21 protein-coding genes are annotated in these 24,196 nt (G+C 62.3%); 20 read left to right on the top strand and 1 reads right to left on the bottom strand.

Annotation, left to right across the window (positions count from 1 at the left end):
* The first annotated feature begins 73 nt into the window (after positions 1–73).
* From LZK81_RS02435 to LZK81_RS02350, 18 genes are all read left to right on the top strand, one after another.
* Entirely contained in the window at positions 74–766 is a 693-nt protein-coding gene (locus LZK81_RS02435) for a glutathione S-transferase family protein (protein ID WP_037079594.1), read from the top strand.
* The gene (gene queG, locus LZK81_RS02430; protein WP_233955093.1) at positions 747–1,922 is read left to right on the top strand and encodes a tRNA epoxyqueuosine(34) reductase QueG; all 1,176 of its coding nucleotides are present in this window, start codon (positions 747–749) and stop codon (positions 1,920–1,922) included. Before LZK81_RS02435 ends, queG begins: the two co-directional genes overlap by 20 nt.
* The gene (locus LZK81_RS02425) at positions 1,922–2,794 is read left to right on the top strand and encodes an SDR family oxidoreductase (RefSeq protein ID WP_233955092.1); all 873 of its coding nucleotides are present in this window, start codon (positions 1,922–1,924) and stop codon (positions 2,792–2,794) included. The genes queG and LZK81_RS02425 overlap by 1 nt, the downstream gene beginning before the upstream one ends.
* A gap of 382 nt (positions 2,795–3,176) precedes the next feature.
* On the top strand, positions 3,177–3,587 hold the full coding sequence (locus LZK81_RS02420; RefSeq protein WP_046639738.1) for a septal ring lytic transglycosylase RlpA family protein: 411 nt from the start codon (positions 3,177–3,179) through the stop codon (positions 3,585–3,587).
* 97 nt (positions 3,588–3,684) lie between these two features.
* Complete coding sequence (locus LZK81_RS02415) at positions 3,685–4,974, top strand: RsmB/NOP family class I SAM-dependent RNA methyltransferase (RefSeq protein WP_233955091.1); 1,290 nt, start codon at positions 3,685–3,687, stop codon at positions 4,972–4,974.
* A gap of 132 nt (positions 4,975–5,106) precedes the next feature.
* The gene (locus LZK81_RS02410) at positions 5,107–6,384 is read left to right on the top strand and encodes an imelysin family protein (RefSeq protein WP_233955090.1); all 1,278 of its coding nucleotides are present in this window, start codon (positions 5,107–5,109) and stop codon (positions 6,382–6,384) included.
* Positions 6,385–6,435: 51 nt separating this feature from the next.
* The gene (locus LZK81_RS02405) at positions 6,436–7,974 is read left to right on the top strand and encodes a di-heme oxidoredictase family protein (protein WP_233955089.1); all 1,539 of its coding nucleotides are present in this window, start codon (positions 6,436–6,438) and stop codon (positions 7,972–7,974) included.
* Positions 7,974–9,077, top strand: a complete 1,104-nt coding sequence (locus LZK81_RS02400; protein WP_233955088.1) for an imelysin family protein — start codon at positions 7,974–7,976, stop codon at positions 9,075–9,077. Before LZK81_RS02405 ends, LZK81_RS02400 begins: the two co-directional genes overlap by 1 nt.
* A 4-nt stretch (positions 9,078–9,081) precedes the next feature.
* Positions 9,082–10,164, top strand: coding sequence for a DUF1513 domain-containing protein (locus tag LZK81_RS02395; RefSeq protein ID WP_233956432.1), 1,083 nt, complete (start codon positions 9,082–9,084; stop codon positions 10,162–10,164).
* Positions 10,165–10,202: 38 nt separating this feature from the next.
* Positions 10,203–10,655, top strand: a complete 453-nt coding sequence (locus LZK81_RS02390) for a TspO/MBR family protein (RefSeq protein WP_233955087.1) — start codon at positions 10,203–10,205, stop codon at positions 10,653–10,655.
* 71 nt (positions 10,656–10,726) lie between these two features.
* Positions 10,727–11,176, top strand: coding sequence for a PaaI family thioesterase (locus LZK81_RS02385; protein ID WP_233955085.1), 450 nt, complete (start codon positions 10,727–10,729; stop codon positions 11,174–11,176).
* Positions 11,173–11,826 (top strand): 5'-methylthioadenosine/S-adenosylhomocysteine nucleosidase, encoded by a 654-nt coding sequence (locus tag LZK81_RS02380; RefSeq protein ID WP_046603062.1) that lies wholly within the window; start codon positions 11,173–11,175, stop codon positions 11,824–11,826. The genes LZK81_RS02385 and LZK81_RS02380 overlap by 4 nt, the downstream gene beginning before the upstream one ends.
* A gap of 61 nt (positions 11,827–11,887) precedes the next feature.
* On the top strand, positions 11,888–13,465 hold the full coding sequence (gene guaA, locus LZK81_RS02375) for a glutamine-hydrolyzing GMP synthase (protein ID WP_233955084.1): 1,578 nt from the start codon (positions 11,888–11,890) through the stop codon (positions 13,463–13,465).
* Between the two features lie 1,010 nt (positions 13,466–14,475).
* A complete protein-coding gene (locus LZK81_RS02370; RefSeq protein ID WP_052753449.1) occupies positions 14,476–16,017 on the top strand; it encodes an ABC transporter substrate-binding protein in 1,542 nt (513 codons plus the stop codon).
* 10 nt (positions 16,018–16,027) lie between these two features.
* Entirely contained in the window at positions 16,028–16,981 is a 954-nt protein-coding gene (locus tag LZK81_RS02365) for an ABC transporter permease (RefSeq protein ID WP_046609541.1), read from the top strand.
* Positions 16,978–18,903 carry a dipeptide/oligopeptide/nickel ABC transporter permease/ATP-binding protein gene (locus LZK81_RS02360; RefSeq protein ID WP_233955083.1) on the top strand — a complete coding sequence of 642 codons (1,926 nt, stop codon included), beginning with the start codon at positions 16,978–16,980 and terminating at the stop codon, positions 18,901–18,903. Before LZK81_RS02365 ends, LZK81_RS02360 begins: the two co-directional genes overlap by 4 nt.
* Positions 18,900–19,868 carry an ABC transporter ATP-binding protein gene (locus LZK81_RS02355; protein WP_233955082.1) on the top strand — a complete coding sequence of 323 codons (969 nt, stop codon included), beginning with the start codon at positions 18,900–18,902 and terminating at the stop codon, positions 19,866–19,868. Before LZK81_RS02360 ends, LZK81_RS02355 begins: the two co-directional genes overlap by 4 nt.
* Before the next feature lie 10 nt (positions 19,869–19,878).
* A complete protein-coding gene (locus tag LZK81_RS02350; RefSeq protein WP_046609539.1) occupies positions 19,879–20,691 on the top strand; it encodes a creatininase family protein in 813 nt (270 codons plus the stop codon).
* A 96-nt stretch (positions 20,692–20,787) separates the two neighbouring features.
* Here the strand turns inward: LZK81_RS02350 and LZK81_RS02345 are convergent, their stop codons facing one another.
* On the bottom strand, positions 20,788–21,705 hold the full coding sequence (locus tag LZK81_RS02345; RefSeq protein WP_046603055.1) for a LysR family transcriptional regulator: 918 nt from the start codon (positions 21,703–21,705) through the stop codon (positions 20,788–20,790).
* Positions 21,706–21,845: 140 nt separating this feature from the next.
* Here LZK81_RS02345 and LZK81_RS02340 point away from each other — a divergent pair, with 140 nt between their 5' ends.
* Entirely contained in the window at positions 21,846–22,778 is a 933-nt protein-coding gene (locus tag LZK81_RS02340) for a 2-hydroxyacid dehydrogenase (RefSeq protein WP_046625623.1), read from the top strand.
* Between the two features lie 357 nt (positions 22,779–23,135).
* The gene (locus tag LZK81_RS02335; protein WP_046603053.1) at positions 23,136–24,185 is read left to right on the top strand and encodes an ABC transporter substrate-binding protein; all 1,050 of its coding nucleotides are present in this window, start codon (positions 23,136–23,138) and stop codon (positions 24,183–24,185) included.
* The last annotated feature ends 11 nt before the right edge of the window (positions 24,186–24,196 follow it).

Raw genomic sequence — 24,196 nt, 5'->3', positions numbered from 1 at the left:
GCTGCCATATGTCAGGCGGGCGCGCGAGGCGCCCCTGCCCCTCCTATACGAAGTTCGTGAAGTTCAAGTATCCATGCCCACGCTCTATCATCATTCCATGTCTTCGGCCTCCCGGTTCGTCCGGCTGATTCTCGCCGAATATGGCTTCCAGGCGGATCTGGTCGAGGAACAGCCATGGGAAAAGCGGCGGGAATTCCTGACGCTCAATCCTGCGGGCACGCTCCCGGTCTATGTCGACGACAGCATGAGAGTGCTTTGTGGCCCTTCCGTGCTCCTGGAATTCCTCGACGAAACCCACGGCGTGCTGAAGCGCGACCGCCGGCTGCTTGCGGAAGACCCGTGGCAGCGCGCCGAGATCCGGCGCCTGACGGAATGGTTCCTGCAGAAGATGGAGCAGGATGTCACCCGGCCGCTGACCCGGGAGCGGGTCTACAAGCTGCAGATGACGACGGCTCAAGGCGGAGGCGCGCCGGATTCGAAGGTGCTGCGCACATCCCGCGCCAATATCCGCCAGCACATGAAATATCTCTCCTGGCTTGCCGGTTCACGGCCCTGGCTTGCGGGCGACCGGCTGAGCTATGCCGACCTTGCCGCCGCCGCTTCGATTTCGATTCTCGATTATCTTGGCGAGATCGACTGGTCGGAGACGCCGGTCGCCAAGGACTGGTATCAGCGGCTGAAATCGCGACCCTCCTTCCGGCCGATGCTTGCCGAACGCATCCGCGGCCTCACCCCGGTATCCCATTATGCGGACCTTGATTTCTGACGCGACCTCGCGGGAGGAAGAAAAGGCGCTCCCGCGGCGGGAGAAGCTGACCGCCTTCATCCGCGAGGAGGCGAAGGCGCAGGGCTTCGATCTCTGCCATGTTACCGGCCCGGACAGCATCCCGCGGGCGCCGGAGCGGCTGGAGATTTTCCTGGCCGACGGCCACCACGGCAGCATGGACTGGATGGCAGAGACGAGGCTACGCCGCGCCGACCCGAAGGTATTGTGGGATCAGGTGCGTTCGATAGTCATGTTCGGGCTGAACTACGGGCCGGACGAGGACCCGCGCGGCGTACTCGAAAAGCACGACAAGGCGGCGATCTCGGTCTATGCGCGCAACCGCGACTATCACGACGTCATCAAGGGCCGGCTGAAAGAGATCGCCACGCGCTTTGCCGCGCGCGCCGGCGAGGACGTGAAGGTCTTCGTCGATACCGCACCGGTGATGGAAAAGCCGCTGGCGGAGGCGGCTGGGCTCGGCTGGCAGGGCAAGCATACCAATCTCGTTAGCCGCACCCATGGCTCCTGGCTTTTCCTCGGCAGCCTGTTCACCACGGCCGACCTTGTTATAGACGCGCCCGAGACCGACCATTGCGGCTCCTGCCGGGCCTGTCTCGACGCCTGTCCGACGGCTGCCTTTCCGGCTCCCTATCGGCTCGACGCGCGCCGCTGCATTTCATACCTGACGATCGAACACAAAGGCCCGATCGATCCGGAATTCCGGCCATTGATCGGCAACCGCATCTATGGCTGCGACGACTGTCTTGCTGCCTGCCCCTGGAACAAGTTCGCGGCAAGCGCCTCGGAAATGAAGCTGCAGGCGCGCGAAGACCTGAAGGAACCGTCGATCGGGTTTCTGCTGACCCTGGACGATGCGACCTTTCGAACCTTCTTCAGCGGCTCGCCGGTCAAGCGCATCGGCCGCGACCGGTTCATCCGCAACGTGCTGATCGCTGCCGGCAATTCCGGTGACGCCAGGCTCGCTGGGCAATGTCTCGAACTTGCGAGCGACCCCTCGCCCGTGGTGCGCGGCATGGCTATATGGGCCCTGAAGCGGCTGATGACAGAAGACGACTTCTCGCGGTTTGCCGAGGCACGCGGTGTGGAAGACGATCCGGAAGTGCGGGAAGAATGGCGATTGGCGGGAGCGGCCTGATGAATGTGATGATCTTCGGATGCGGCTATTCGGGGCGGGCAATCGCCGAGGCCTTCAAATCCGAAGGCCATCGGGTCTCCGGCACCGTCAGAACGGCCCACAAGGCACTGGAGCTTGCGGCCCATGACATCAAGGCCTTCGTGTTCGACGGCAGCCCGTTCAGCGGCGAACTGCTGGCCGAGCTTCGGGAGACGACGCACCTGGTGCAGTCGATCCCGCCCGGCACCGAGGGCGATCCGCTGCTCAAGCTCGTCTCGGGGCAGCTGCGCGCGCTTTGCCCGAAGCTCGAATGGGTGGGTTATCTCTCGACCGTCGGCGTTTATGGCGATCATGGCGGCGGCTGGGTCACCGAGGAGACCCCGGGCAGCCCGATCCAGGGCCGGTCGGTCGAGCGGGTCGATACGGAAGAGGCCTGGGCCACGGAAGGGCGGGCCGCCGGTCTGCCGGTGGCGAGCCTGCGCCTCTCCGGTATCTACGGCCCCGGCCGCAACGCCTTCGTCAACCTTGCCCGCGGCACTGCGCGGCGCATTATAAAGAGAGGCCAAGTCTTCAACCGGATCCGCGTCGAGGATATCGCCGGCGCGGCGCTCTTCCTCGCGAAGGGCAATATGGGCGGCCTATATAATGTCACCGACGATGAGCCCGGTCCGCCGCAGGATGTCATCGTCGAAGCGGCACGCCTGATGGGTGTCGAGCCGCCGCCGGAACAGGATTTCGAGACTGCCGACATGACGCCAATGGCGCGCTCCTTCTATGGCGCCAACAAGCGCGTTTCCAACGCCAGGATCCGCGCCGCGGGCTTCGAATTCCGCTTCCCGAACTACCGGATGTCGCTCGCCGAAATGTGGACCTCGCGCCGCTGGCGAGGTTGAAATTCCCATTTTGAAACGGTTGAAATTTTCATCCTGATCGGTTGATCTAGTTATTATTTCTTAATACTTACGGCTGAGCGCCACAAAATTTGCCCAAATGAGGCCATAGGCCTCGCATCACGATAAATTTTTTTCTGCAATTTTCGTGATCGCAGACTTCTTGCGAGTCTCGCTGAAACTACATTCCGCTTTCTGACTGTTTTTAAAGGTTTTCTTCCGAAGAAGCTTAGCTGGCTTCTTAAAAAGATCGACGGCAATCTAATCACAAATGTTACAGACTGTAACGTTCCGTGATCGAAAGTCCCACTTTTTTGCCACTTTTCGCCCCGCTTAGCCGTTTTGCACGCAACGTGCAGGGACAAAACGAACGGGGACGACCGACTTGACAACAATTCGACGCTCGACTTTCGCCGCGGCCTCCATTGCTGCTTTTGCAACTCTCGGCGCCGCGCAGGCCAATGCTGCGCCCGGATGCGGTCACGCATCCTGGTATGCCCTCGGATCGAAGACCGCATCCGGGGAAAGAATGAACCCCTCTCTGATGACGGCGGCCCACCGGACGCTGCCATTCGGCACCAAGGTTGTCGTGACGAACAAGCGCAACGGCAAAAGCGTCGTCGTTCGCATCAACGACCGCGGGCCATTCATCCGCGGCCGGGTGATCGACGTTTCCAAGGCCGCAGCCAAGAACATCGGCATGATCAGCTCCGGCACCGCCCAGGTCTGTTACCAGATCGTCGACGCCAGCGATCAGAAGGTCCCGGGCAAGGGCCTGAAAGCGATCGAAGGCTGAGGCTGGCCAGAGGGACGGTTTAGACCGGCCTATTGCCCTATCGCGCGATCACGGTTACGACCCGTGCCACACGGGTGCAACCGACACGGAGAGCGACATGCGATTGGGCGGACGAATTGCCGGGGCCATTGAGGTGCTGGCCGATATCGAGACGCGCAGGCGCCCTGTCGCCGATGCCCTCAAGGACTGGGGCCTCGCCCATCGTTTCGCCGGTTCCGGCGATCGTGCCGCAATCGGCAACATCGTCTACGACGCGTTGCGCATGCGTCTGTCGCATGCCTGGCTCATGGACGACGAAAGCCCGGCGGCCCTCGCCTACGCGGTCCTGATCCGGCAATGGGGCTTCACACCCGAGGCACTCCAGGCCGAGTTTACCGACGACCGTTTCGCGCCACCGGCCCTGACCGAGGCGAACCTCTCGTCGCTCGCCTCCCGCAACCTTGAGGATGCGCCCCTGCACGTGCAGGGCGACATACCCGACTGGATCCAGCCGTCCTTCGAAGCCAATTTCGGCGAGGACTGGCTCGTTGAGGCCAAGGCACTGGCCGACCGCCCGACCCTCGATCTGCGCGCCAACACGCTGAAGGCGTCTCGCGAGAAGGTCGTCAAGGCGTTGGAACGCTCGAACGCAAAGGCTTCGCGCATCGCCCGCAACGGCATCCGGATTGCCGCCGGCGAGGGAGCATCCCGCCTGCCCAACGTTACCGCCGAGCTTTCGTTCCAGAAAGGCTGGTTCGAAGTTCAGGACGAAGGCTCGCAGATCGTCGCCGAACTCGTGCAGCCGGGCGAACACGACCAGGTTCTCGATTACTGCGCCGGCGGCGGCGGCAAGACGCTCGCTATGGCGGCCGCCATGCACAACAAGGGCCAGATCCACGCCTATGACGCCGACCGCAAGCGGCTGGCGCCGATCATCGAGCGGCTGCGCCGCGCCGGCACCCGCAATGTGCAGGTGCATGACGACGCGCGCCAGCTCAACACGCTGAAGGGCAAGCTGGACGCGGTCCTGGTCGATGCCCCCTGCACCGGCACCGGCACATGGCGCCGCCGGCCGGACACCAAATGGCGACTGACCCCGAAGAACCTGGACGAGCGCCTCGCCCAGCAGCAGGAAGCGCTCTCCGAAGCCGCCGCCTTCGTGAAGCCGAACGGCGCGCTTCTTTACGTCACCTGTTCCGTTCTGCCGGAGGAGAACGACGCGCAGGTTTCCCGCTTCTGCGCTGAAAATCCCGAATTCTCGATCACGTCGGCGGCAGCCCGCTGGGATCAGATTTTTGGAAAAGACACGCCCCATCCACGATCGCAGGATGCGCTGACAGTGACGCTGACGCCCGCAAGTACCGATACGGACGGATTCTTTTTCTGCCGTATGCAACGCAAAGTTTGAGTGCGTCAGGGTCAAAGTCAAAGTCGAGTTCTACTTTCAAATTGTTCTAAACTAGATAGTTTGACACCAGTTTCCAATTGCGCGATGAACCCTTGACGGCCGGGGAGAGATCCGGGCCGGAAGGAGAGGGACATGATCCGCAAGACCGTTCTCGGCGCCGCCCTGGCGCTTTTCGCCGCCTCCGCGGCGTTCGTCGTGACAGAGGCGCAGGCCGCCACCACATCCGCCGCCGTCCTAAAACACTATGCCGAACTGGCACATGCGAAGTACGAAGATTCGCTGACGACCGCGCAGGCGCTCGACAAGGCTGTCAGCGCGCTGATCGCCAAGCCCGGCGAAGAGACGCTGAAGGCTGCCAAGGACGCATGGATCGCTGCCCGCGTTCCCTACCAGCAGACGGAAGTCTATCGTTTCGGCAACCCGATCGTCGACGATTGGGAAGGCAAGGTGAATGCCTGGCCGCTCGATGAAGGCCTGATCGACTATGTCGACGCCTCCTACGGCAAGGAGAGCGACGAGAACGCACTCTATACCGCTAACGTCATTGCCAACCCGAAGATCAAGGTCAACGGCAAGACGCTCAACCTTTCGAAGTTCGACGCCAAGACGCTGCGCAGCCTGAACGAGGCCGGCGAGATCGAGGCGAACGTCGCGACCGGCTACCATGTCATCGAATTCCTGCTCTGGGGCCAGGATCTGAACGGCACCGGACCGGGCGCCGGCAAGCGCTCCTATACCGACTACGACAAGGCCAATTGCACCAACGGCCATTGCGATCGCCGCGCCGATTACCTGATGGCCGCGTCCGCCCTGCTCGTCTCCGATCTCAAGGACATGGTCACCGCCTGGGGCCCGAAGGGCAAGGCCACCAGGAATGTCGAGGCCAATTCCAAGAAGGGCCTGACCGCCATCCTGACCGGCATGGGCTCGCTCTCCTATGGCGAGCTTGCCGGCGAACGCATGAAGCTCGGCCTGCTGTTGCACGATCCGGAAGAGGAGCACGATTGCTTCTCCGACAACACCTACAACTCGCATCTCAACGACGCGATCGGCATCAAGTCGGCCTATACGGGTGACTATACCCGCGTCGACGGCACCAAGATGACCGGGCCTTCGCTCTCCGAACTGGTTGCGGCAACCGACAAGTCGCTCGACACCGAAATGCTCGGCAAGCTCGACGCGACGCTCGCCGCCATGAACGCCATGGCCGACCGGGCAAAGAAGGTCGAGGCCTACGACCAGATGATCGGCGAGGGCAATAAAGAGGGCAATGCGGTCGTCCAGAAGGCGATCGACGGCCTGATCGACCAGAGCAAGAGCGTCGAGCGCGTCATTGCGTCGCTGAAGCTTGGCAAAGTAGAGCTTGAAGGTTCCGACAGCCTCGATAATCCTGACGCTGTCTTCAAATAAGCAATGAAAAGGCGGGCCGCGGCTGACCTTCAGCCTGCGGCCCGATTTCCCATGAGAACGCCCAAGTCTTTCGTCTTCCTGTTGCCGATTTTGTCGGGCACTCTCCTTCTCACGCCGCTGATCGCGACCGGTGGCGATGCTCTTTTCCCGACCATCCGCACGGATCTCAATCCGAAGGACCAGAAACGCGTCGAGAGCGTCACGCGCCCGACGACGGATTTCTCCAAGCCCGAGCCGTTCGAGACCATGTCCGGCGGGGCCGCGACCAGCCGCGCCGATGTCAATGGCGACGCCTTCTCGCATTTCTCCGCCAACATCACCTTCGAGGAAGAAGGGACGTTCAAGCTCGGCAATGCGCTGTTCACCAAGCTCTGGGTCTCGGCGCCTTCCTCGACACAGGCCTCCGACGGGCTGGGGCCGCTGTTCAACGCCCGTGCCTGCCAGAGCTGCCACCTGAAGGACGGCCGCGGCCATCCCCCGGAAGGCGGTGCCGACGCAACCTCGATGTTCCTCCGGCTCGCGCGTCCGGCGCGCACCGACGAGGAACGCGAGGCAGTCTCCGACTACCGGAAACTCAATTTCCCCGACGCGATCTATGGCGAGCAGTTGCAGGACCTCGCCGTGTCTGGCCTCGCCTCCGAAGGCCGGATGCAGATTTCCTACGAGGAAATCCCGGTCAAACTTGACGACGGCGAAGTCGTCAACCTGCGCAAGCCGACCTATGCGGTTGCCGACCTCGGTTACGGCGCGATGGAAGGCGACGTGACGCTGTCGCCGCGCATGGCGCCGCCGATGATCGGCATGGGGCTTATTCAGGCTATCCACGATGCCGACATTCTCGGCCTGGCCGATCCGGACGACAAGGACGGCGACGGGATCTCCGGCAGGACGGCCATGGTGCGCGACCACAAGACCGGCGAGCTGAAGCTCGGCCGGTTCGGCTTCAAGGGGCAGAATGCCTCGGTCCGCGACCAGAGTTCGGCCGCCTTTGCCGGCGACCTCGGCATCTCCACGCCCGACAACCCGTTCGACCACGGCGACTGCACCAAGGCCGAAGCTGCGTGCCTCGCCCTGCCGACCGGTGTACAGCAGCGGCTCGGGCCGGTCGAAGCGCCCGATCCGGTCCTGCCGCTCGTGACCTTCTATTCCGAAAACCTCGCCGTGCCGGCCCGCCGCGATATCGGCGACAAGACGGTGCTGAAGGGCAAGGAACTGTTCTACCAGGCCGGCTGCACCGCCTGCCACACGCCGAAATTCGTGACCAGCCGCGATGCCGGCAACAAGGCGCAGGCTTTCCAGCTGATCTGGCCCTATTCGGATTTCCTGCTGCACGACATGGGCGAAGGCCTCGCCGACGGCCAGCCGGTGGGCGTTGCCACAGGCAACGAGTGGCGCACACAACCGCTCTGGGGCATTGGCCTCACCGAAACCGTCAATGCCCACACGTTCTTCCTGCATGACGGCCGGGCGCGAAACCTGACCGAAGCCGTTCTCTGGCATGGCGGGGAAGCGCAGAAGGCCCGCGATGCCTTCGCCGCACTCTCGAGACAAGACCGTGCTGCCCTCCTCAAATTCCTGGAGTCTCTCTGATGCGCAAGATCCTCTTTGCCGGACTGGTCTCGCTCCTCCCCACCGCTGCTGTCGCGCAGGAAGGTGAACCCGCGCCCTCGGTGGATCTGCCGATGGCTGACGTCACCAAGGTGATGACGGCTGCGGTCGACGGGTTCATCCGGCCAGGGTACGACGCATTCCACGAATCCGCGGGCAAGATGACGACCGCGATGAAGGCGCTCTGTGAAGCGCCCTCCAAGACGAACTACGATGCCGCGAAAGGCGCCTTCCGCGATGCGGCGGTGAGCTGGGCGCATATCGAAGTGGTTCGCGTCGGTCCCGTCATCGAGAAGAACCGCTTCGAACGCATCCTCTTTTACCCGGATCGGAAGAGTACGGGACTGAAGCAGGTTCAGTCGGTCCTGTCCAAGGTCGATGAAACTGCCACAGACCCCGCCACGCTCGGCACCAAGAGCGTCGCCATGCAAGGTTTTGGCGCATTGGAATATGTTCTTGCCGGCACCGGTTCCGACGAACTTCTCAAGGCGAAGAACAGTTACCGCTGCCGCTATGGCGCGGCCGTCGCTGGCAATATCACCAATGTCGCCAGGGAACTTTCCGATATCTGGGATGCGCCCGACGGCATCCAGAAGGCCTGGGAGCAGCCGGGGCCGGACAATCCGGATTTCCGCACCGGCGGCGAGGCGATCACGGCGCTGCTCGGCATTCTCGTGCATGGCGCGGAAGCGGTGCGCGACCAGCGGATCGAAACTTTTTACAAGGGCGCCGACAAGGCGAAATTCCCCAAGCAGGCGCTGTTCTGGCGCTCGAAGAACACCTGGCCGGCTATCAAGGGCAATCTCGAAGGCCTTTCGACCCTGCTCGAAAAATCCGGCATGGTGGAACTGCTGAAGGAGAAGGACAGACCGATCGTTGCCGCCACGCAGGCGCAGCTGAAGTCGATGATCGAACTTTCTGCCAAGATCACGCCGGATCTCGAAAAGGCGGTCGAGAATGCTGCCGAGCGCAAGAAGCTCGATACGCTGCTGGCGGACGGCAAGGACGTCATCGCCAAGCTGAACGACGGTTATGGCGGTGCGATCGGCCTCAGCTCTGGCTTCTCGTTTGCCGACGGCGACTAAGACCATGTGGCGCGGCGAGGCCATCGACCGGCGAGGCTTCCTGAAGGCGGCGGGGATTACCTTCACCGCCGCCCTTTCGCCGCGCTCGCTGATGGCGCTCGAACGCTCTGATGCGGTCTATGCCTCGGGTTTTCGTGCGCCGGACGGTTCTTTCGGCGTCGCCACCGTTTCGGAACGCGGCGAGATTATCGACCGTGTTGCCCTGCCCGCCCGCGCCCATGGCATGGCTTATAGCGCTGCTACCGGCCGCACCGTCGCATTCGCCCGCCGCCCCGGCACGTTTGCCATGGTGTTCGACCCGTCGCGGCAGGCCGAACCGGTGATGGTCACCTCTCCGGAAGGCCGGCATTTCTACGGGCATGGCCATTTCTCGCCGGATGGGACCAGGCTCTATGCCAGCGAGAACGATTTCGACGGCAATCGCGGCATGATCGGCGTCTACGATGCGCGAGACAGGTTCCGCCGCATCGGTGAATTCGACGCCCATGGCATCGGCACCCACGACATGACCGTTTCCGACGACGGCAAGCTGCTGGTCATCGCCAATGGCGGCATCGAGACCAACCCTGATTTCGGTCGCACCAAGCTCAATGTCGACCGCATGGAACCATCGCTGGTTCTGCTCGACGCGAAGACCGGCGCCCTCATCCAGCGGCACCGCCTACCCGCCTCGTTGAAACAGCTCTCCACGCGCCATCTCGACCTCGCGGAAAACGACCGCATCTGGTTCGCCTGCCAATGGGAAGGCGCACGCAATGCCCTACCGCCGCTCGCCGGCTGGTTTTCCAGGGGCGAGGACCTGTCCTTCGTCTCGTTGCCGGAGGAGACGACCCTCCGCCTCGGCAACTATGTCGGCGCCATCGCCGTCAACCGCCGTGACGGCGTCGTCGGCCTCACCTCGCCCGTCGGCGGCGCTGCGGTCACGCTCGACGCGAAAACTGGCGCGGTGGTGAAGGAAGAGGCCATCCGCGATGCCGCCGGCGTCGCGCCGGCCGCGCATGGTATCGCCGTTTCGTCCTACGATGGGAAGTTCAACGAGACACGCAGCCAAGTTGCCTGGGACCAGCATATCGCTCGGCTCGGCTGATCTGGCCAGCGGCGGCGTCCGCACTATCTCTGGCCGGCATGAACAGAACCCTTGCCACCATCCTCTTCATCGTCGCCTGCGTCGCACTCGGCGCCTTGAGCGGCGCAAGCAATGTCCCTGGCGAATGGTATCAATCGCTCAACAAACCCTTCTTCAATCCGCCGGGCTGGATCTTTGCGCCGGTCTGGACGGTCCTCTACGTCCTGATCGGCGTCGTACTTTCCGAGACCTGGTATGACGAGAACAACGGCCGCCGCCTCGTTCTCTTTGCCATACAGGCCGCGCTCAACCTTCTTTGGTCGCCGGCTTTCTTCGCCATGCAGAGCCCGGTTCTCGGCCTCGTCGTCATCGTGCCGCTGCTGGTCTCGATCCTGTTGTTCATCGCCGCCAGCTGGCAGGAAAATCGCAGGGCTGCGTGGCTTTTCGTGCCCTATGCACTCTGGGTCGCGTTCGCGACGCTCCTCAACCTGTCGATCGTCCTCATGAATTAAGCACGCTCCATCGTACGGCTTGCCGAACATCGCCCGCCATGCCAATTTCGCAACTGCGAAAGGGATGGGACATGAACGGGAAAGATACGGGCGACTTCCGCGAGCGGGTACGCCAGAGCTTCGCCCGGCAGGGCGCGATGGGGATGCTCGGCGCAGAGCTGACACGCATCGAACAGGCGATAGTCGAGATCGAGCTGCCTTTCGACATCAAGCTCACCCAGCAGCACGGTTTCCTGCATGCCGGCGTGATTTCCGCGGCGCTTGATGCCGCCTGCGGTTATGCCGCCTATACCGTCATTGAACCGGAAGCCTCTATCCTCACCATCGAATTCAAGGTGAACCTGATGTCGCCCGGCCGCGGCGATCGCTTCCTGTTCCGCGGCGAAATCACCAAGCCGGGCTCGACGATAATAGTCGCGGACGGCCGCGCCTATGCGATCGGCGACGGCCCCGCCAAACTCATTGCTTCCATGACCGGCACCATGATGGTGATCCGCGGCCGAGAGGACATAACCGGATGACGTCTTCACTTCCGCTCGGCGAACCTAGCCTCGCCGGCGGCAAATCCATTCTCTTCGTGATGGCCGTCGATGCCGAATACGGCCCGGCGCTCAAATCCCGCATCAAGCCGCTGATGACCGGCGTGGGGCCGGTGGAGGCCGCTGTCGTGCTTTCCCATGCGCTGACCCGGCTCGAAGCAACGGACGATCTGCCCGATCTCGTCGTCTCGCTCGGTTCCGCCGGTTCCCGCAATCTCGAGCAGACGGAAATCTATCAGGCCTCGTCGGTCGCCTATCGCGACATGGACGCCTCGCCGCTCGGGTTCGAGAAGGGCCGCACGCCCTTCCTCGACCATCCGGCGATCATGCCCCTCCCCTTGCGCATCCCCGGCGTCAGGGAAGCTTCGCTATCGACCGGCGGCAACATCGTCTCCGGTGCCGCCTATGATCTCGTCGGGGCCGACATGGTCGACATGGAGACATTCGCGGTGCTGCGCTGCTGCCAGCTTTTCGAGATTCCGCTGATTGGCCTGCGAGGCATTTCCGACGGCAAGGAAGAGCTGAAGCATGTCGGCGACTGGACCGAATACCTGCATGTGATCGACAAAAAGCTGGCGGATGCGGTCGACAGCCTGTTCGAGGGATTGGAGGATGGCGCCATCGCGCTCTGAGCGGGCGATTTTCGCCTGAATCCCGGTTGCCAGAATAGGGAACTTTCTTTAAAGGCTCGGCATGACCCAGATAGCTCATCCCGACAGCATTCTCATCATCGATTTCGGCAGCCAGGTGACGCAGCTCATCGCGCGTCGCGTCCGTGAAGCCGGCGTCTACTGCGAAATCCATCCCTTTCAGCACGCAAGTGCCGCGTTCGAGAAACTCCAGCCCAAGGGCGTGATCTTCTCCGGCGGCCCGGCATCGGTCACCACCGAAGGCAGCCCCCGCGCACCGCAGGCGGTGTTCGACAGCGGCGTTCCGATCCTCGGCATCTGTTACGGCCAGCAGACGCTCGCGACCCAGCTCGGCGGTGTCGTCGAAGGCGGGCACGCAGCGGAATTCGGCCGCGCCGACGTGGAGATCAAGGCCAAGAGCCCGCTGTTCGAAGGGTTTTGGGAGGTCGGGGGCCGGTATCCGGTCTGGATGAGCCATGGCGACCGCGTCACCCAGCTTCCGGAAGGCTTCGAGGTCATCGCGACCTCCGAGAACGCGCCCTTCGCGATCGCGGCTGACGAGAGCCGACACTACTACACCACCATGTTCCACCCGGAAGTGGTGCACACGCCCGATGGCGCCAAGCTGCTCTCCAATTTCGTGCACAAGATCGTCGGCCTGAAGTCCGACTGGACGATGGCTGCCTATCGCGCCGAGATGATCCGCAAGATCCGCGAACAGGTCGGCAAGGAGCGGGTGATCTGCGGCCTCTCCGGCGGCGTCGATTCCTCCGTCGCGGCCGTGCTGATCCATGAGGCGGTCGGCGACCAGCTGACCTGCATCTATGTCGATCACGGCCTGATGCGGATGGGCGAGACCGAGCAGGTCGTCGGCATGTTCCGCGACCACTACAACATTCCGCTCGTCCATGTGGACGCTTCCGAGCTGTTCCTGACCCAGCTTGAGGGCGCAACCGACCCGGAAGTGAAACGCAAGACGATCGGCCGGCTGTTCATCGAGGTCTTCGAGGCGGAAGCCGCAAAGATCGCCGCCGACGGCAAGGGCTCTCCAGCCTTCCTCGCCCAGGGCACGCTCTATCCGGACGTGATCGAAAGCGTCTCCTTCTCCGGCGGACCTTCGGTTACCATCAAGAGCCACCACAATGTCGGCGGCCTTCCCGAGCGCATGAACATGAAGCTGGTCGAGCCGCTGCGCGAGCTCTTCAAGGACGAAGTTCGCGCACTCGGCCGCGAGCTCGGCCTGCCGGAAAGCTTCATCGGCCGCCATCCCTTCCCGGGTCCGGGCCTCGCGATCCGCTGCCCCGGCGGCGTCACCCGCGAAAAGCTCGACATCCTGCGCAAGGCGGATGCGATCTATCTCGACGAAATCCGCAAGGCCGGTCTCTACGATACGATCTGGCAGGCATTCGCCGTGCTTCTGCCGGTACAGACGGTTGGCGTCATGGGCGACTACCGCACCTACGACTTCGTCTGCGCGCTACGCGCCGTCACGTCGGTCGACGGCATGACCGCGGATTTCTATCCCTACGACATGAACTTCCTCGGCCGCACCGCCACCCGCATCATCAACGAAGTCCGCGGCATCAACCGCGTCGTTTATGACGTGACCAGCAAGCCCCCCGGCACGATCGAATGGGAGTGATTCAGACCCATCCGAAGGTATCCGAAACTACGCCATGATACGATCTAAGCCATTGAAATAAAAAATATATCAGTCGTCAGCTATCGGCATCTACCCCGCTTGGCGATCGATGAAGGGCGTCGGATGGAAACCTTCTTCGACAACATCGTCGGTGTCGTGATCTATCGTGATGAACGCATCGGGTAGTCCAGCCAATCGCACGGCTTGCAGATCTGCCGCTGGGCGGAAGGCCGGATGAGGAACCGCGCCTGCCAATCGCCGAATATATCGGATGGCGGCCTGTTGGCGACTGGTGCCGCACCGCCGGCCGCCACGAAGATGCCGCTGCGCTCCTTCGAGACCAGAAACCTTCATCGGTGAGCAACTGATAGGCAGTGGTCACGGTATTGCGGGCGATGCCCAGAAGAGCCGCGAGCTGACGGGTCGACATGCGGCGGATCTGCAGGTTGGGAGCCTGCCGTCCTTGTTCAGCGCCCCGAACAGGCGCCGCCAGGTGACATCCGTGACCGATTGCAGGCGCTGGGGTTTTGAAGCCTTAATGGCATCTGCAAAGCGAGGAATGGGCCAGTTGGTGCAATGACGGCCAAGGAGTGCCTGTGGTTGTTACGCTGCCGGCCATCCGCCAGCCTCGCCACAATGCCAAGATGATTTTCTCGGAAAGGCCCGGACGCAGTTTGAGGCCTCGATTGGATGATCGAGTCCGGTCGACACGCCGTCATGATGACAAAAGGGAAGCCGTTTTTCGGCCCGCGCAACCGCCATTTCAAAAAAAATTGTTTGTCAGCCAAAAGCTTGCCATCGCTTTTAGCTCGTCGAGCCATCCCTCATGACTACGATTTGTGCATATAAATCAATCGATGAATTTAAAGGCAGGCCCCATCACTCCATTGGCCGGCAAAGAAATCTATATTCCATCAAAATATTTTCGATTGGACAGCTGACGGCAAGGAAGCTGGACTGATGGAACAGACCGAAGCCGCACTTTCCCTCCCAACACATTCGAGGTCGCTGTGACACCTTCCGATTGCCTGAACCCCACCAGACGCAGCGTATTGATCAGCCTCGGCACAGGTGTTGTCGCGCTCACCTTGCCGCAGGTCACCTTCGCCCAGGCGCCCGCCTCGGTGCTGAAATTCGGCCTGTCCACCTTCCCGCCGACGATCAAACCTTTCGACAATACCGGCGGTGCCGCCAATACCGTCAAGCTGATGCTGTATCGCGGCCTGATGGGTTACGACGCGACCGGCAAGCTGGTCACGGAACTCGCCGAAAGCGTCGAGTGGAGCGACCCGACGACCGCCGTCTTCAAACTGCGTCAGAACGCCGTCTTCCATGACGGCAGCCCGGTCACCGCCGCCGACGTCGCCTACTCGCTCAACGAAATCACTAAGGATGGCTCCACGGCCTACCTGAAGAGCGACCTGAAGATCATCGCCGCCGTCGAGGCCGTCGATGACAAGACGGTGCGTATCAAGCTGAAAGCGCCGAGCGCGGTTTTCCTCGACCTGATGGCCAGCTATTGCTGCCCGGTCATTTCGAAGAAGAGCACCGACAGCGAGATCATCGGCGCCGGTCCGTTCACGCTGAAGGGCAGCGAAAAGAACGTCTATATCGAGGTTGCCCGCTTCAAGGACTTCTATCTGGCGGATCAGCCGAAGGTCGGCGGCATCCGCTTCGTCGCCTATGCCGACGAAAACCTGCGTTATGCGGCGCTCGAAGCAGGCGATGTCGACCTCATCGAATATCTTCCCTGGACCCAGTTCGACACGGTCGAAGCTTCCAAGGCGCTGAAGATGAAGACCACGCTGGGACCGTTCATGTTCCTGCTGTTCAACGTCACCAGCGGCCCGTTCGCCAATCCAAAGGTACGCCAGGCAGTCGGTTACGCGATCGAACGGCAGGACATCGTCGATGCCGCCTTTGCCGGCCGTGGCGAGCCGCTTTACGGTTTCCCCAACCCGCGAGGTTCCAAATTCGATCTGGCCGATCCGGCCCATGAATGGAAATACGACGTCGAGAAAGCCAAGGCACTGCTCGCCGAGGCCGGTTATGCCAACGGCTTCGAATGCCGCCTGCTGGCCACCGCAACCTACGGCATGCATCAGGACACTGCCTCCGTTGTTCAGGCCTATCTTGGCGCCATCGGTATCAATGCGACGCTCCATCTTCCTGACTGGGGCACACGCGTCACGGCGGGCAAGGAAGGCAAATACGACATCGCCGTCCACGGCACATCGGGCAACTACAATGATCCGGATGCGCTCTGGTCGCTGCTCTATTCCGGCAATCCGTCCTACCTACAGTCCTTCGGTTTCAAGAGCGCCCGCATCGACGGCCTGCTCGAACAGGGCCGCAACGCGGTCGATCCGGACAAGCGCAAGGCGATCTACCAGCAACTGGTCGTCGCCTATTACGAGGAAGTGCCGCAGGTTCCGCTCAACTGGCGCATCCAGGCCTATGCGATGAAGCAGTCGGTCGAAGGGTTCGAACAGTTGCCCGGTTTCCTCAGCGGTTCATCAGGCTACGCGCTCGACGAGACCAAATTCGCATAAGGAGCGATGCATGCTGGCCTTCATCTCTCGTCGCATGGCAGCTGCTGCTGCCATGCTGCTGGTTATCGGCACGATCATCTTCTCGCTTCTCATCATTGTACCGGGCGACCCGGCCGAACTCCTGCTGTCGACGGGCGGCGGCTCCGCTTCCGCAGAAGCCATTGCCAATCTGCGGGCCAATATGGGGCTCGACCAGCCCATCCTTACTCAATACGTAACCTTCCTCTACAACACGGCACGGCTGGATTTCGGCACATCGATCGTCGACAACGGCTCGATCTCGTCCGTCATCGCCCTGCGCCTGCCGCGCACGCTGGAAATCATCGTCGCCGGGACGATTTTTGCGCTGCTGCTGGCAATTCCGGCAGGCACGGCGGCAGGATTGCGGGCCGGCGGCAAGTTCGACATTGCTACGTCTGCCATCAACGCGCTCTTGACCTCCGTGCCGGGTTTCGTGCTCGGCACCCTGTTCATCTACTTCTTCGCGCAGATCCTGGGCTGGCTGCCGGCCGGCGGTTATGTCGCCTTCGCGACCAATCCCGCTCAACATCTGCAGATGCTGATCCTGCCCTCGCTGACCGTCGGCCTGCACTTGGCCACGATGGTGTTTCGCATGACGCGTGCCAGCGTCCTGGAAATGCGCGGCCACGACTGGGTGCGCACTGCCGTCGCCAAGGGCCTTCGCCGCAAGCGCGTGGTCCGCCGGCACATCCTCTATAACGCGCTCGGCCCGATCATCACCGTGGTTGGCCTGCAGCTCGGCATCCTTCTCGGCTCCACCGTTCTCGTCGAGTTCATCTACAACTGGCCGGGCCTCAGTGGCCTGCTGGTCTCGGCGGTCGAACAGCGCGATTACCCGACGGTTCGCGCCGTCATCCTGACCGTCGCCGCCATCTTCATCGGCATCAATCTGGTGATCGATATCCTGTCCTCGCTGCTAGATCCGAGGATTCGCCTGCAATGATGTCAGCCCGTGACTTTCCCAAGCGCATGATCCTGCCAAGCGTCCTGCTGGCAGCACTGATCATCATCCCCTTTGCCGCCCCGCTGATCACCGCTGAAGACCCGATCAAGATCGCCGTCCGCTACCGGCTGGCGGCGCCAGACATGCAACACTGGCTGGGACGTGACGAATTCGGTCGCGACCGGCTGGCCCGGGTACTTTATGGCGGACAGGTATCGCTGACCGTAGCCTTCGTCGCGACCACCGTCGCCTGCATCATCGGCACGTTTTTCGGGCTGATCGGCGCCTATTTCCGCGGCCCCTCGGAATTCGTAACGAGCCGGCTATCCGACATCGTCCTCTGTTTTCCGCCCATCCTGCTGGCGCTGCTGGTCGTCACCCTGTTCGGACCGGGGGCAGGCACGCTGGTGGCCGTGCTTTCCGTCCTCTATTTCCCGACCTTTGCGCGCATCACCTTTTCCGAAGCGTTGCGCGTCACCTCGCTCGATTTCGTCGAAGCGTCCCGCGCGCTCGGCACGCCGTCGCGCCGCATCGTGCTCGGCACCATCCTGCCGAATATCGCCGGCCCGTTGTCGGTGCAGTATTCGCTGACGGCCGCGGCGGCGATCACCATCGAAAGCGGTCTGTCCTTCCTCGGCCTCGGCGTCGTACCGCCGGCACCCTCCTGGGGACAGATGATCCGCGGTGCGCGGCAGTTCATGAACCAGGACCCGCTCGGCATCATGATCCCGTGCGCCGCCCTGGTGCTGACGATCTACGCGATCAACTTCTTCTGCGACCGCCTGCGCGACACGCTGGACCCGAAGGGCGCTTCCGGCAGCAGCATGGATGAGGTTTCCAAGCCGCTGGCCTTGGCCGACGCACCGGCCATCAGGGACCCGGACGTGGTTGCCGTCATCAACAAGCTGCGGCTCGAGACCGCCCGCTTCGGAACACCTGCCGCCGTTATCGAAGACGTGTCGCTTACCCTGCGCGCCAACCAGTGCACGGCACTTGTCGGCGAAAGCGGATCGGGTAAATCGCTCTCGTCGCTGGCGCTGATGGGCCTCCTGCCCGGTGCGATCCGGCAGGTCTCCGGCACCCTGCAATTGCGGCGCAAGACCGGGGAAGTCGTCGATCTCGGCTTTCTGGATGCGCGTACGCTCGAAGATATCCGCGGCAACGACATCGCCATGATCTTCCAGGAACCGATGACCTCGCTCAATCCGATCCACAAGATCAGCGACCAGATGATCGAGGCCATTCAGGCGCATCGGCCGATGTCGAAATCCGACGCCCGCGCCCTTGCCATCCAGCTGTTGAAACGCGTCGGCATGAATGACGCCGAGCGGCGGATCGACAGCTATCCGGACCAGATGTCGGGCGGCATGCGCCAGCGCGTCATGATTGGCATGGCGCTCACCTGCGAACCGCGCCTGCTGATCGCCGACGAACCGACCACCGCGCTCGACGTGACGATCCAGGCCGAGATCATAGAACTGCTGCAAACCCTGCGCCAGGACCAGGGAAACGGCCTCAGCCTGCTGTTCGTCAGCCACAATCTCGGCGTCGTCGCCGATATCGCCGACCGCGTGGCAGTGATGTATTCGGGCCAGATCGTCGAGGAAGGTCCCGCCGACCAGATCCTGCGCGATCCGCATCATCCCTATACACGCGCGCTCATCGAAAGCATGCCGTCCTCGCATGAAGGGCTGCACTCCACCCGCGGTGACCGGCTTCCGGCAATTTCCGGCACGCCGCCGCTGACGTCGGCCCGCCCTTCCGGCTGCACCTTCCGTGACCGCTGTCCGATCGCGATGCCCGCCTGCGCCGAAATCCGGCCGGCACTCTATCCAAGCGCCGATGGGGAGCGCGCCGTGCGCTGTCTGCGGGCGCCGGAAGCCCCGGCCGGCCTGATGAACTATCAGACGGAGGCCGCATGACAGCCGCACCCCTTCTCGACGTCCAGAATCTCAAGAAAAGCTATTCGATCGGACGAACCGGTCTTTTCTCCAAGCGGTCGCTGAAAGTGCTGCACGATGTCAGCTTCAGCGTCGCACCAGGCGAAGTGCTTGGCCTCGTCGGCGAAAGCGGCTCCGGAAAAAGCACGATCGGCCGCGCCATCCTGCGCCTGATCGACTCCCAGAGCGACGTGATGCGTTTTGGCGGGCAGGATCTGAACAGCATCTCGCCGGTTCGGATGCGCAGCCTGCGCAAGGAGATGCAGATCATCTTCCAGGACCCCTATGCCAGCCTCGACCCGCGCAAGACCATCCGCGCGGTGCTGTCGGAAGCGCTCGATGCCCATGGGCTGCACAAGGGTGCTGCCCGCGGACCGCGCCTGATCGAACTCGTCACCCTCGTCGGGCTAGACCCGAGCTTTCTCGACCGGCGCCCACACGAATTTTCCGGCGGCCAGCGACAGCGCATCGGCATCGCCCGGGCGCTTGCCGTCGAGCCGAGCTTCATCGTTTGCGATGAGGCCGTGTCGGCGCTGGACGTCTCCATCCAGGCGCAGGTTCTGAACCTTCTGGCCGACCTGCGCGCCAAGACCGGCGTCTCGCTGCTGTTCATCAGCCACGACCTTTCGGTGGTACGCTACATTTCCGACCGGGTGATGGTTCTCTATCTCGGCCGCGTCATGGAGGTCGGCCCGGCCGATCAGGTGCATTTCTCACCCAAACATCCCTATACGGCGGCGCTCGTCTCGGCCGAGCCCAGCCTGCACCGCGAAAGCCGCCGTATCCGCCTGACCGGCGAGATCCCTTCGCCACTCGCCCTGCCCTCCGGCTGTATCTTCCGCAGCCGCTGCCCCTATGCCCAGCCCGCCTGTGCCGAAACCGTCCCGCCGCTGCAAACGGTCGGCGATCAGCATCAGGCGGCCTGTCTTAGAACTGACATCCTGTAAGGAAATCAACATGCTGACTGAAAAGATCAAGATCGCCGAACTGACCAGCGAAGAAGCCCGCCAGTTCCTCAACGACGACGCCGTCATCCTTTTGCCGATGGGCTCGCTGGAAGACCAAGGCACTCATGCGCCGATGGGCGACTATCTCGCGGCCGAAGCCGTGGCGCTCGACATTGCCCGCGCCGCGCGTGCCGAAGGCGTTCCCACCTTCATCGCCCCGGTGATCCCCTTCGGCGGCGCCGACTATTTCGGCTCCTCGCATGGCGGCATCGCGCTCAGCCAGTCGACGCTCGTCGCCCTCCTGAACGACATGTTTGCCAGCCTGGCCCGCCACGGCCTGACCAAGGTTCTGGTCATCAACGGCCATGGCGGCAATGTCGGCGCCATCAACGAGGTTTCCCTGAAATGGCGCCAGGCCAACGGCATGTTCGTGGCTTCGATGTATCTGTGGCAGATCAGCTATGAACTGCTGAAGGAGATCCTTGGGCCGGAAGCAGCTGCAAAGTCCTCCGGCCACGGCGGCGATCCGCTGACATCGGTCGGCCTGCATTATTACCCCGAAATCCTGCGCATGGATCTCGCCAAGGCGCCACCGAAGGGCCAGAAGGCGATGGGCGTGGATGTCGCGGGTTTTGCCGCGCTGAAATATGCCGGTGCCCGCCTGCAGGCACCGATCGAGGCCATGGAAGCTGCGCCACATGGCGTATGGGGCGGTGACCCGGTCTATTGCTCGGCCGAAACCGGCGCGGCGCTCACCGAGCGTCTGGTCAAGATCGGCGCCGGCTTCATCCGCGACCACGTCTCCACGCGCTTTGCCGCCTGATGACTTACCGTCTGGAATGCGGTGCCGTTCGGTGCCGCATTCCGGAAAGACATCCGTGGCATGACCCGGGGGTTCTTGAAGCGATCCGTTGGGAATTCAGGTCTTGCGAAAGCTGACATAACGCGGATGGGCTGCCACCCATTCCTCGGCAGCCTGTCGGGCCAGCTGAAATATTTGCTCGGTCTGCGCCTTGCGCGCCCTGTTCTGGTGGACGCAGCGGATATCGAGAGGGGCAAGCTGGACCGTGGTCGGGATCTCGACCAGCATTCCGGTGGCGATTTCCGGCTCCAGCGACACCAGAGGCATTGCCGAGGCGCCATAGCCGGCCTTGACCATCTCGCAGATGGTGGCCAGCGAATTGCCGGTGTGGCGCGAATTGGGGCGGCGTTTCGTCTCTTCGATCAGGTCGGCAACAGGCCCGAACAGCGGCGATGTATGCGGGTAGAGTACCAGCGGCAACTCGCGCAGTTCATCCGGTGTCAGAGGGCGGTTGATCTCGCCGACCACATCCGGCCGAGCCACCCAGCCGACATGATACTGGACCGAAAAGCTGTCCTCGATCTGCGGTAGCCCGGCTTCTCCGGTGACGAACGCCATGTCCAGCGCTCCGGACTTTACCATGGGTCGCAGATCGAGATTGGAGCCGGAATAGAAATCGACCAGCGGCGGGTCCGGCAGGGCGGCAATCTTGTGGCGCAAGGTGACCGCCCAGGTCTGGGTGACCATGGAAACCACGCCGATCGTATAACGTCTTTTTTGTTTCGACTTCAGACGGCTGGTCAGCGTCTCACTGAGATTGAGAAAGGTCTCGGCATATTCGGCGACTTCATACCCCTGTTCAGTCAGAGTGAAGTCGGATTGGGCACGATCGACAAGCGGGATGCCCAGACTGTCTTCCAGCCCGGATATCCGCGCTGAAACAGCTGGTTGCGTTAAACCGATATGATCGGCAACGCGCTGATAGCTCTTGAGACGAGTGAGCCAGTAGAAGGCTTCCAGCTGTTTGAAATTCATGATCAGAGCCTAGATCAAAGCGATCAAAAATCCACATAAAAATTTTCTATGAAAGAGACAGGAATTTTTGCTTTGACCTGCGCGCCTGTCCTGCGGTGAATGGTGGCACACCGTGACGCATGAGCCAATGAGGATGCTCCATGAACATTGTCGTTTCGCTACCCGCCGCAGACAAGACCGAGTGGTGGTGCCAGATGCTGCGCGATCTGATGCCGGACTGGAACGTCTACCCGATCGACAAGGTGCCGGATCCTGATGCGGTCACCTATTCCGTGCTCTGGCGGCCAGCAACCGGCTCCATGAGGCCATTCCGGAACCTGAAGGCCATCGTCTCGCTGGGGGCAGGCATCGACCACGTCCTGGCCGACGAGCAGTTGCCGACACATGTGCCGATCATCCGCACCGTCGGCACAGACCTGACGCAGCGGATGAAGGAATACGTGGCCCTGCATGTCCTGCGCCACCACCGCGAACTTCCGGCCATCCAGGCGAACCAGGCGCGCCAGCTCTGGGAGCAGATCGTCGTGCCACCCGCCACCCAGCGCCGCGTCGGCGTGATGGGGCTGGGCAATCTCGGCGCCGTCGCAGCGGATCTCCTGAAGCAGATCGGCTTCGAGGTCCGCGGCTGGTCGCGATCTCCGAAGGACCTGCCGGGCATACAATGCTTTTCCGGCGCCGAGGGTTTCGGAGCCTTCCTCGAGGGCACGGAAATCCTGGTCTGCCTGCTGCCCTTGACCGAAAGCACGCGCGGCATTCTCAATGCCGACACCTTCAACCGGCTGAAGCGTGGCGCCAGTATCGTCAACGCGGCGCGCGGTCCGCACTTGGTCGACAGCGATCTCGTCGAGGCGCTGAATTCGGGCCAGATCAGCAGCGCGACGCTCGATGTCTTCCATGTCGAACCGTTGCCTAAGACGCATCCGTTCTGGACCAACCCGAAGATCACGGTCACGCCGCACGTGGCGTCACTGATCGACGCACCAACGGGCAGCAAGATCGTCGCTAAGAACATCAGGACCTTCCAGGAGACCGGAACCGTCGCCGATCTCGCGGATGCCAAACGCGGCTACTAACCCCATAGATTTCATTTTCAGATCCCCCCTGACCCTCTGGCCGCCATCGTGGCGGCTGGAGGGCTCTGTTTAAAAAATCATCACAATTCAGTCCCTTAGTTCGGCAATCGGCTAAAAAATCAGGCAATTTTTTCCAAAATTTTTCTGATGTTGGACTTAAGAAAATTCGATTGGACAATGCCGGCCGCAGATCGTTGCATCGTGGGGCAGTGGATCGTTTGAAACGCCCACCAGCTTCGCCAAGATGGACAAGCCGGGCGAAGAAGGCTCTGGCCGATCCACGGCTCACCGTGCCGCCTGCCATCCTGGCAGCCACCTCGACAACCGGGCCGCTTCACCCGACAGGAGAATGTGCTGATGATTACCCGTCTTCTTGCCCCCGTCATCTTTGCCGCGCTGATCTCCACCACCGCGCATGCCCAGTCCGCCGCTGTTTCGGGTGAGATCACTCTCGCCGCCTATTCGGGGGTCTTTCAGGACAAATACAACGATGCGGTGATCAAGCCATTCCTGGCGAAATATCCCAATGTGAAGGTGAACTATTTCGCCTCCAATGCCTCCTCGGCCATGCTCGGCAACCTGCGCTCGCAGGCCGGCGACCCGCAAACCGACGTGGTGATCTTCGACGTTTCCACCTCGCTGATCGGCGACAAGGAAGGCCTGCTGGCACCGCTGACAAAAACCGACGTTCCAAACCTCGTAGACCTGGTACCGCAGGCCATCGTCAAGGAAGGTTATGGCCCGGCCGTCACCTTCGACAACCTCGTGGTGATCTACAACAAGGAAGCCTTCCCGACCGCCCCCACCTCGCTCGAGGTTCTCTGGGACAAGGCCTATGCCGGCAAGATGGCCGTCACCTCGATGCCGTCCATTCTCGGCTCCGGCCTGATGGTGATGACCTCGGCCATGCTGGGCGAGGACTACACGAAGTCGGTCAAGCAGTCCGCGGCCAAGCTCGCCGAGATGGCGCCGGGCGTACAGACCTTCGACCCCAAGCCCGATGCCTACACGCTGGTCATCAACGGCACCGATGTGCTGGGCACCGGCTGGAACGCCCGCGGCCAGTATTATGCCGACGAATCCAAGGGCAAGCTTGGCGTGATGCTGCCGAAGGAAGGCACCATTCTGCAGATCAACACGATCAACCTCGTGCAGGGCTCCAAGAACCCGGCCGCGGCCAAAGCCTTCATCGACTATGCGCTGTCGCCCGAGGCACAGGCCGCCTTCACGGAAGCGATGTTCTACGCACCGGTCAATGCCAAGGCCAAGGTCAGCGACGCCGCCTCCGCGCGCACCGTTTCAGGCCAGATCGACAAAACGCTGCCGCTCGACTGGGGCTGGGCTGCCACGAAGTCGGATGAGTGGAACCAGATCTGGAAGCGCCAGATCATCTCAGCCGGCAAGTGAAACAGCAGGAC

Origin of the sequence: Neorhizobium galegae, from assembly GCF_021391675.1 — a bacterium.
In the GTDB taxonomy this organism is placed as follows: domain Bacteria; phylum Pseudomonadota; class Alphaproteobacteria; order Rhizobiales; family Rhizobiaceae; genus Neorhizobium; species Neorhizobium galegae_B.
The sequence above is the reverse complement of the archived record's forward strand: the minus strand, read 5'-3'. Positions and strand labels throughout refer to the sequence as shown.

Excerpts from the sequence above, each read along its gene's own strand:
- LZK81_RS02415 (WP_233955091.1), top strand. The coding sequence starts at position 3,685 with ATGCGATTGGGCGGACGAATTGCCGGGGCCATTGAGGTGCTGGCCGAT.
- LZK81_RS02380 (WP_046603062.1), top strand. The coding sequence starts at position 11,173 with ATGACGTCTTCACTTCCGCTCGGCGAACCTAGCCTCGCCGGCGGCAAA.
- LZK81_RS02360 (WP_233955083.1), top strand. The coding sequence starts at position 16,978 with ATGATGTCAGCCCGTGACTTTCCCAAGCGCATGATCCTGCCAAGCGTC.
- guaA (WP_233955084.1), top strand. The coding sequence starts at position 11,888 with ATGACCCAGATAGCTCATCCCGACAGCATTCTCATCATCGATTTCGGC.
- LZK81_RS02385 (WP_233955085.1), top strand. The coding sequence starts at position 10,727 with ATGAACGGGAAAGATACGGGCGACTTCCGCGAGCGGGTACGCCAGAGC.
- LZK81_RS02435 (WP_037079594.1), top strand. The coding sequence starts at position 74 with ATGCCCACGCTCTATCATCATTCCATGTCTTCGGCCTCCCGGTTCGTC.
- LZK81_RS02405 (WP_233955089.1), top strand. The coding sequence starts at position 6,436 with ATGAGAACGCCCAAGTCTTTCGTCTTCCTGTTGCCGATTTTGTCGGGC.
- queG (WP_233955093.1), top strand. The coding sequence starts at position 747 with ATGCGGACCTTGATTTCTGACGCGACCTCGCGGGAGGAAGAAAAGGCG.
- LZK81_RS02350 (WP_046609539.1), top strand. The coding sequence starts at position 19,879 with ATGCTGACTGAAAAGATCAAGATCGCCGAACTGACCAGCGAAGAAGCC.
- LZK81_RS02340 (WP_046625623.1), top strand. The coding sequence starts at position 21,846 with ATGAACATTGTCGTTTCGCTACCCGCCGCAGACAAGACCGAGTGGTGG.
- LZK81_RS02365 (WP_046609541.1), top strand. The coding sequence starts at position 16,028 with ATGCTGGCCTTCATCTCTCGTCGCATGGCAGCTGCTGCTGCCATGCTG.
- LZK81_RS02410 (WP_233955090.1), top strand. The coding sequence starts at position 5,107 with ATGATCCGCAAGACCGTTCTCGGCGCCGCCCTGGCGCTTTTCGCCGCC.
- LZK81_RS02395 (WP_233956432.1), top strand. The coding sequence starts at position 9,082 with ATGTGGCGCGGCGAGGCCATCGACCGGCGAGGCTTCCTGAAGGCGGCG.
- LZK81_RS02345 (WP_046603055.1), bottom strand. The coding sequence starts at position 21,705 with ATGAATTTCAAACAGCTGGAAGCCTTCTACTGGCTCACTCGTCTCAAG.
- LZK81_RS02390 (WP_233955087.1), top strand. The coding sequence starts at position 10,203 with ATGAACAGAACCCTTGCCACCATCCTCTTCATCGTCGCCTGCGTCGCA.
- LZK81_RS02400 (WP_233955088.1), top strand. The coding sequence starts at position 7,974 with ATGCGCAAGATCCTCTTTGCCGGACTGGTCTCGCTCCTCCCCACCGCT.
- LZK81_RS02425 (WP_233955092.1), top strand. The coding sequence starts at position 1,922 with ATGAATGTGATGATCTTCGGATGCGGCTATTCGGGGCGGGCAATCGCC.
- LZK81_RS02335 (WP_046603053.1), top strand. The coding sequence starts at position 23,136 with ATGATTACCCGTCTTCTTGCCCCCGTCATCTTTGCCGCGCTGATCTCC.
- LZK81_RS02355 (WP_233955082.1), top strand. The coding sequence starts at position 18,900 with ATGACAGCCGCACCCCTTCTCGACGTCCAGAATCTCAAGAAAAGCTAT.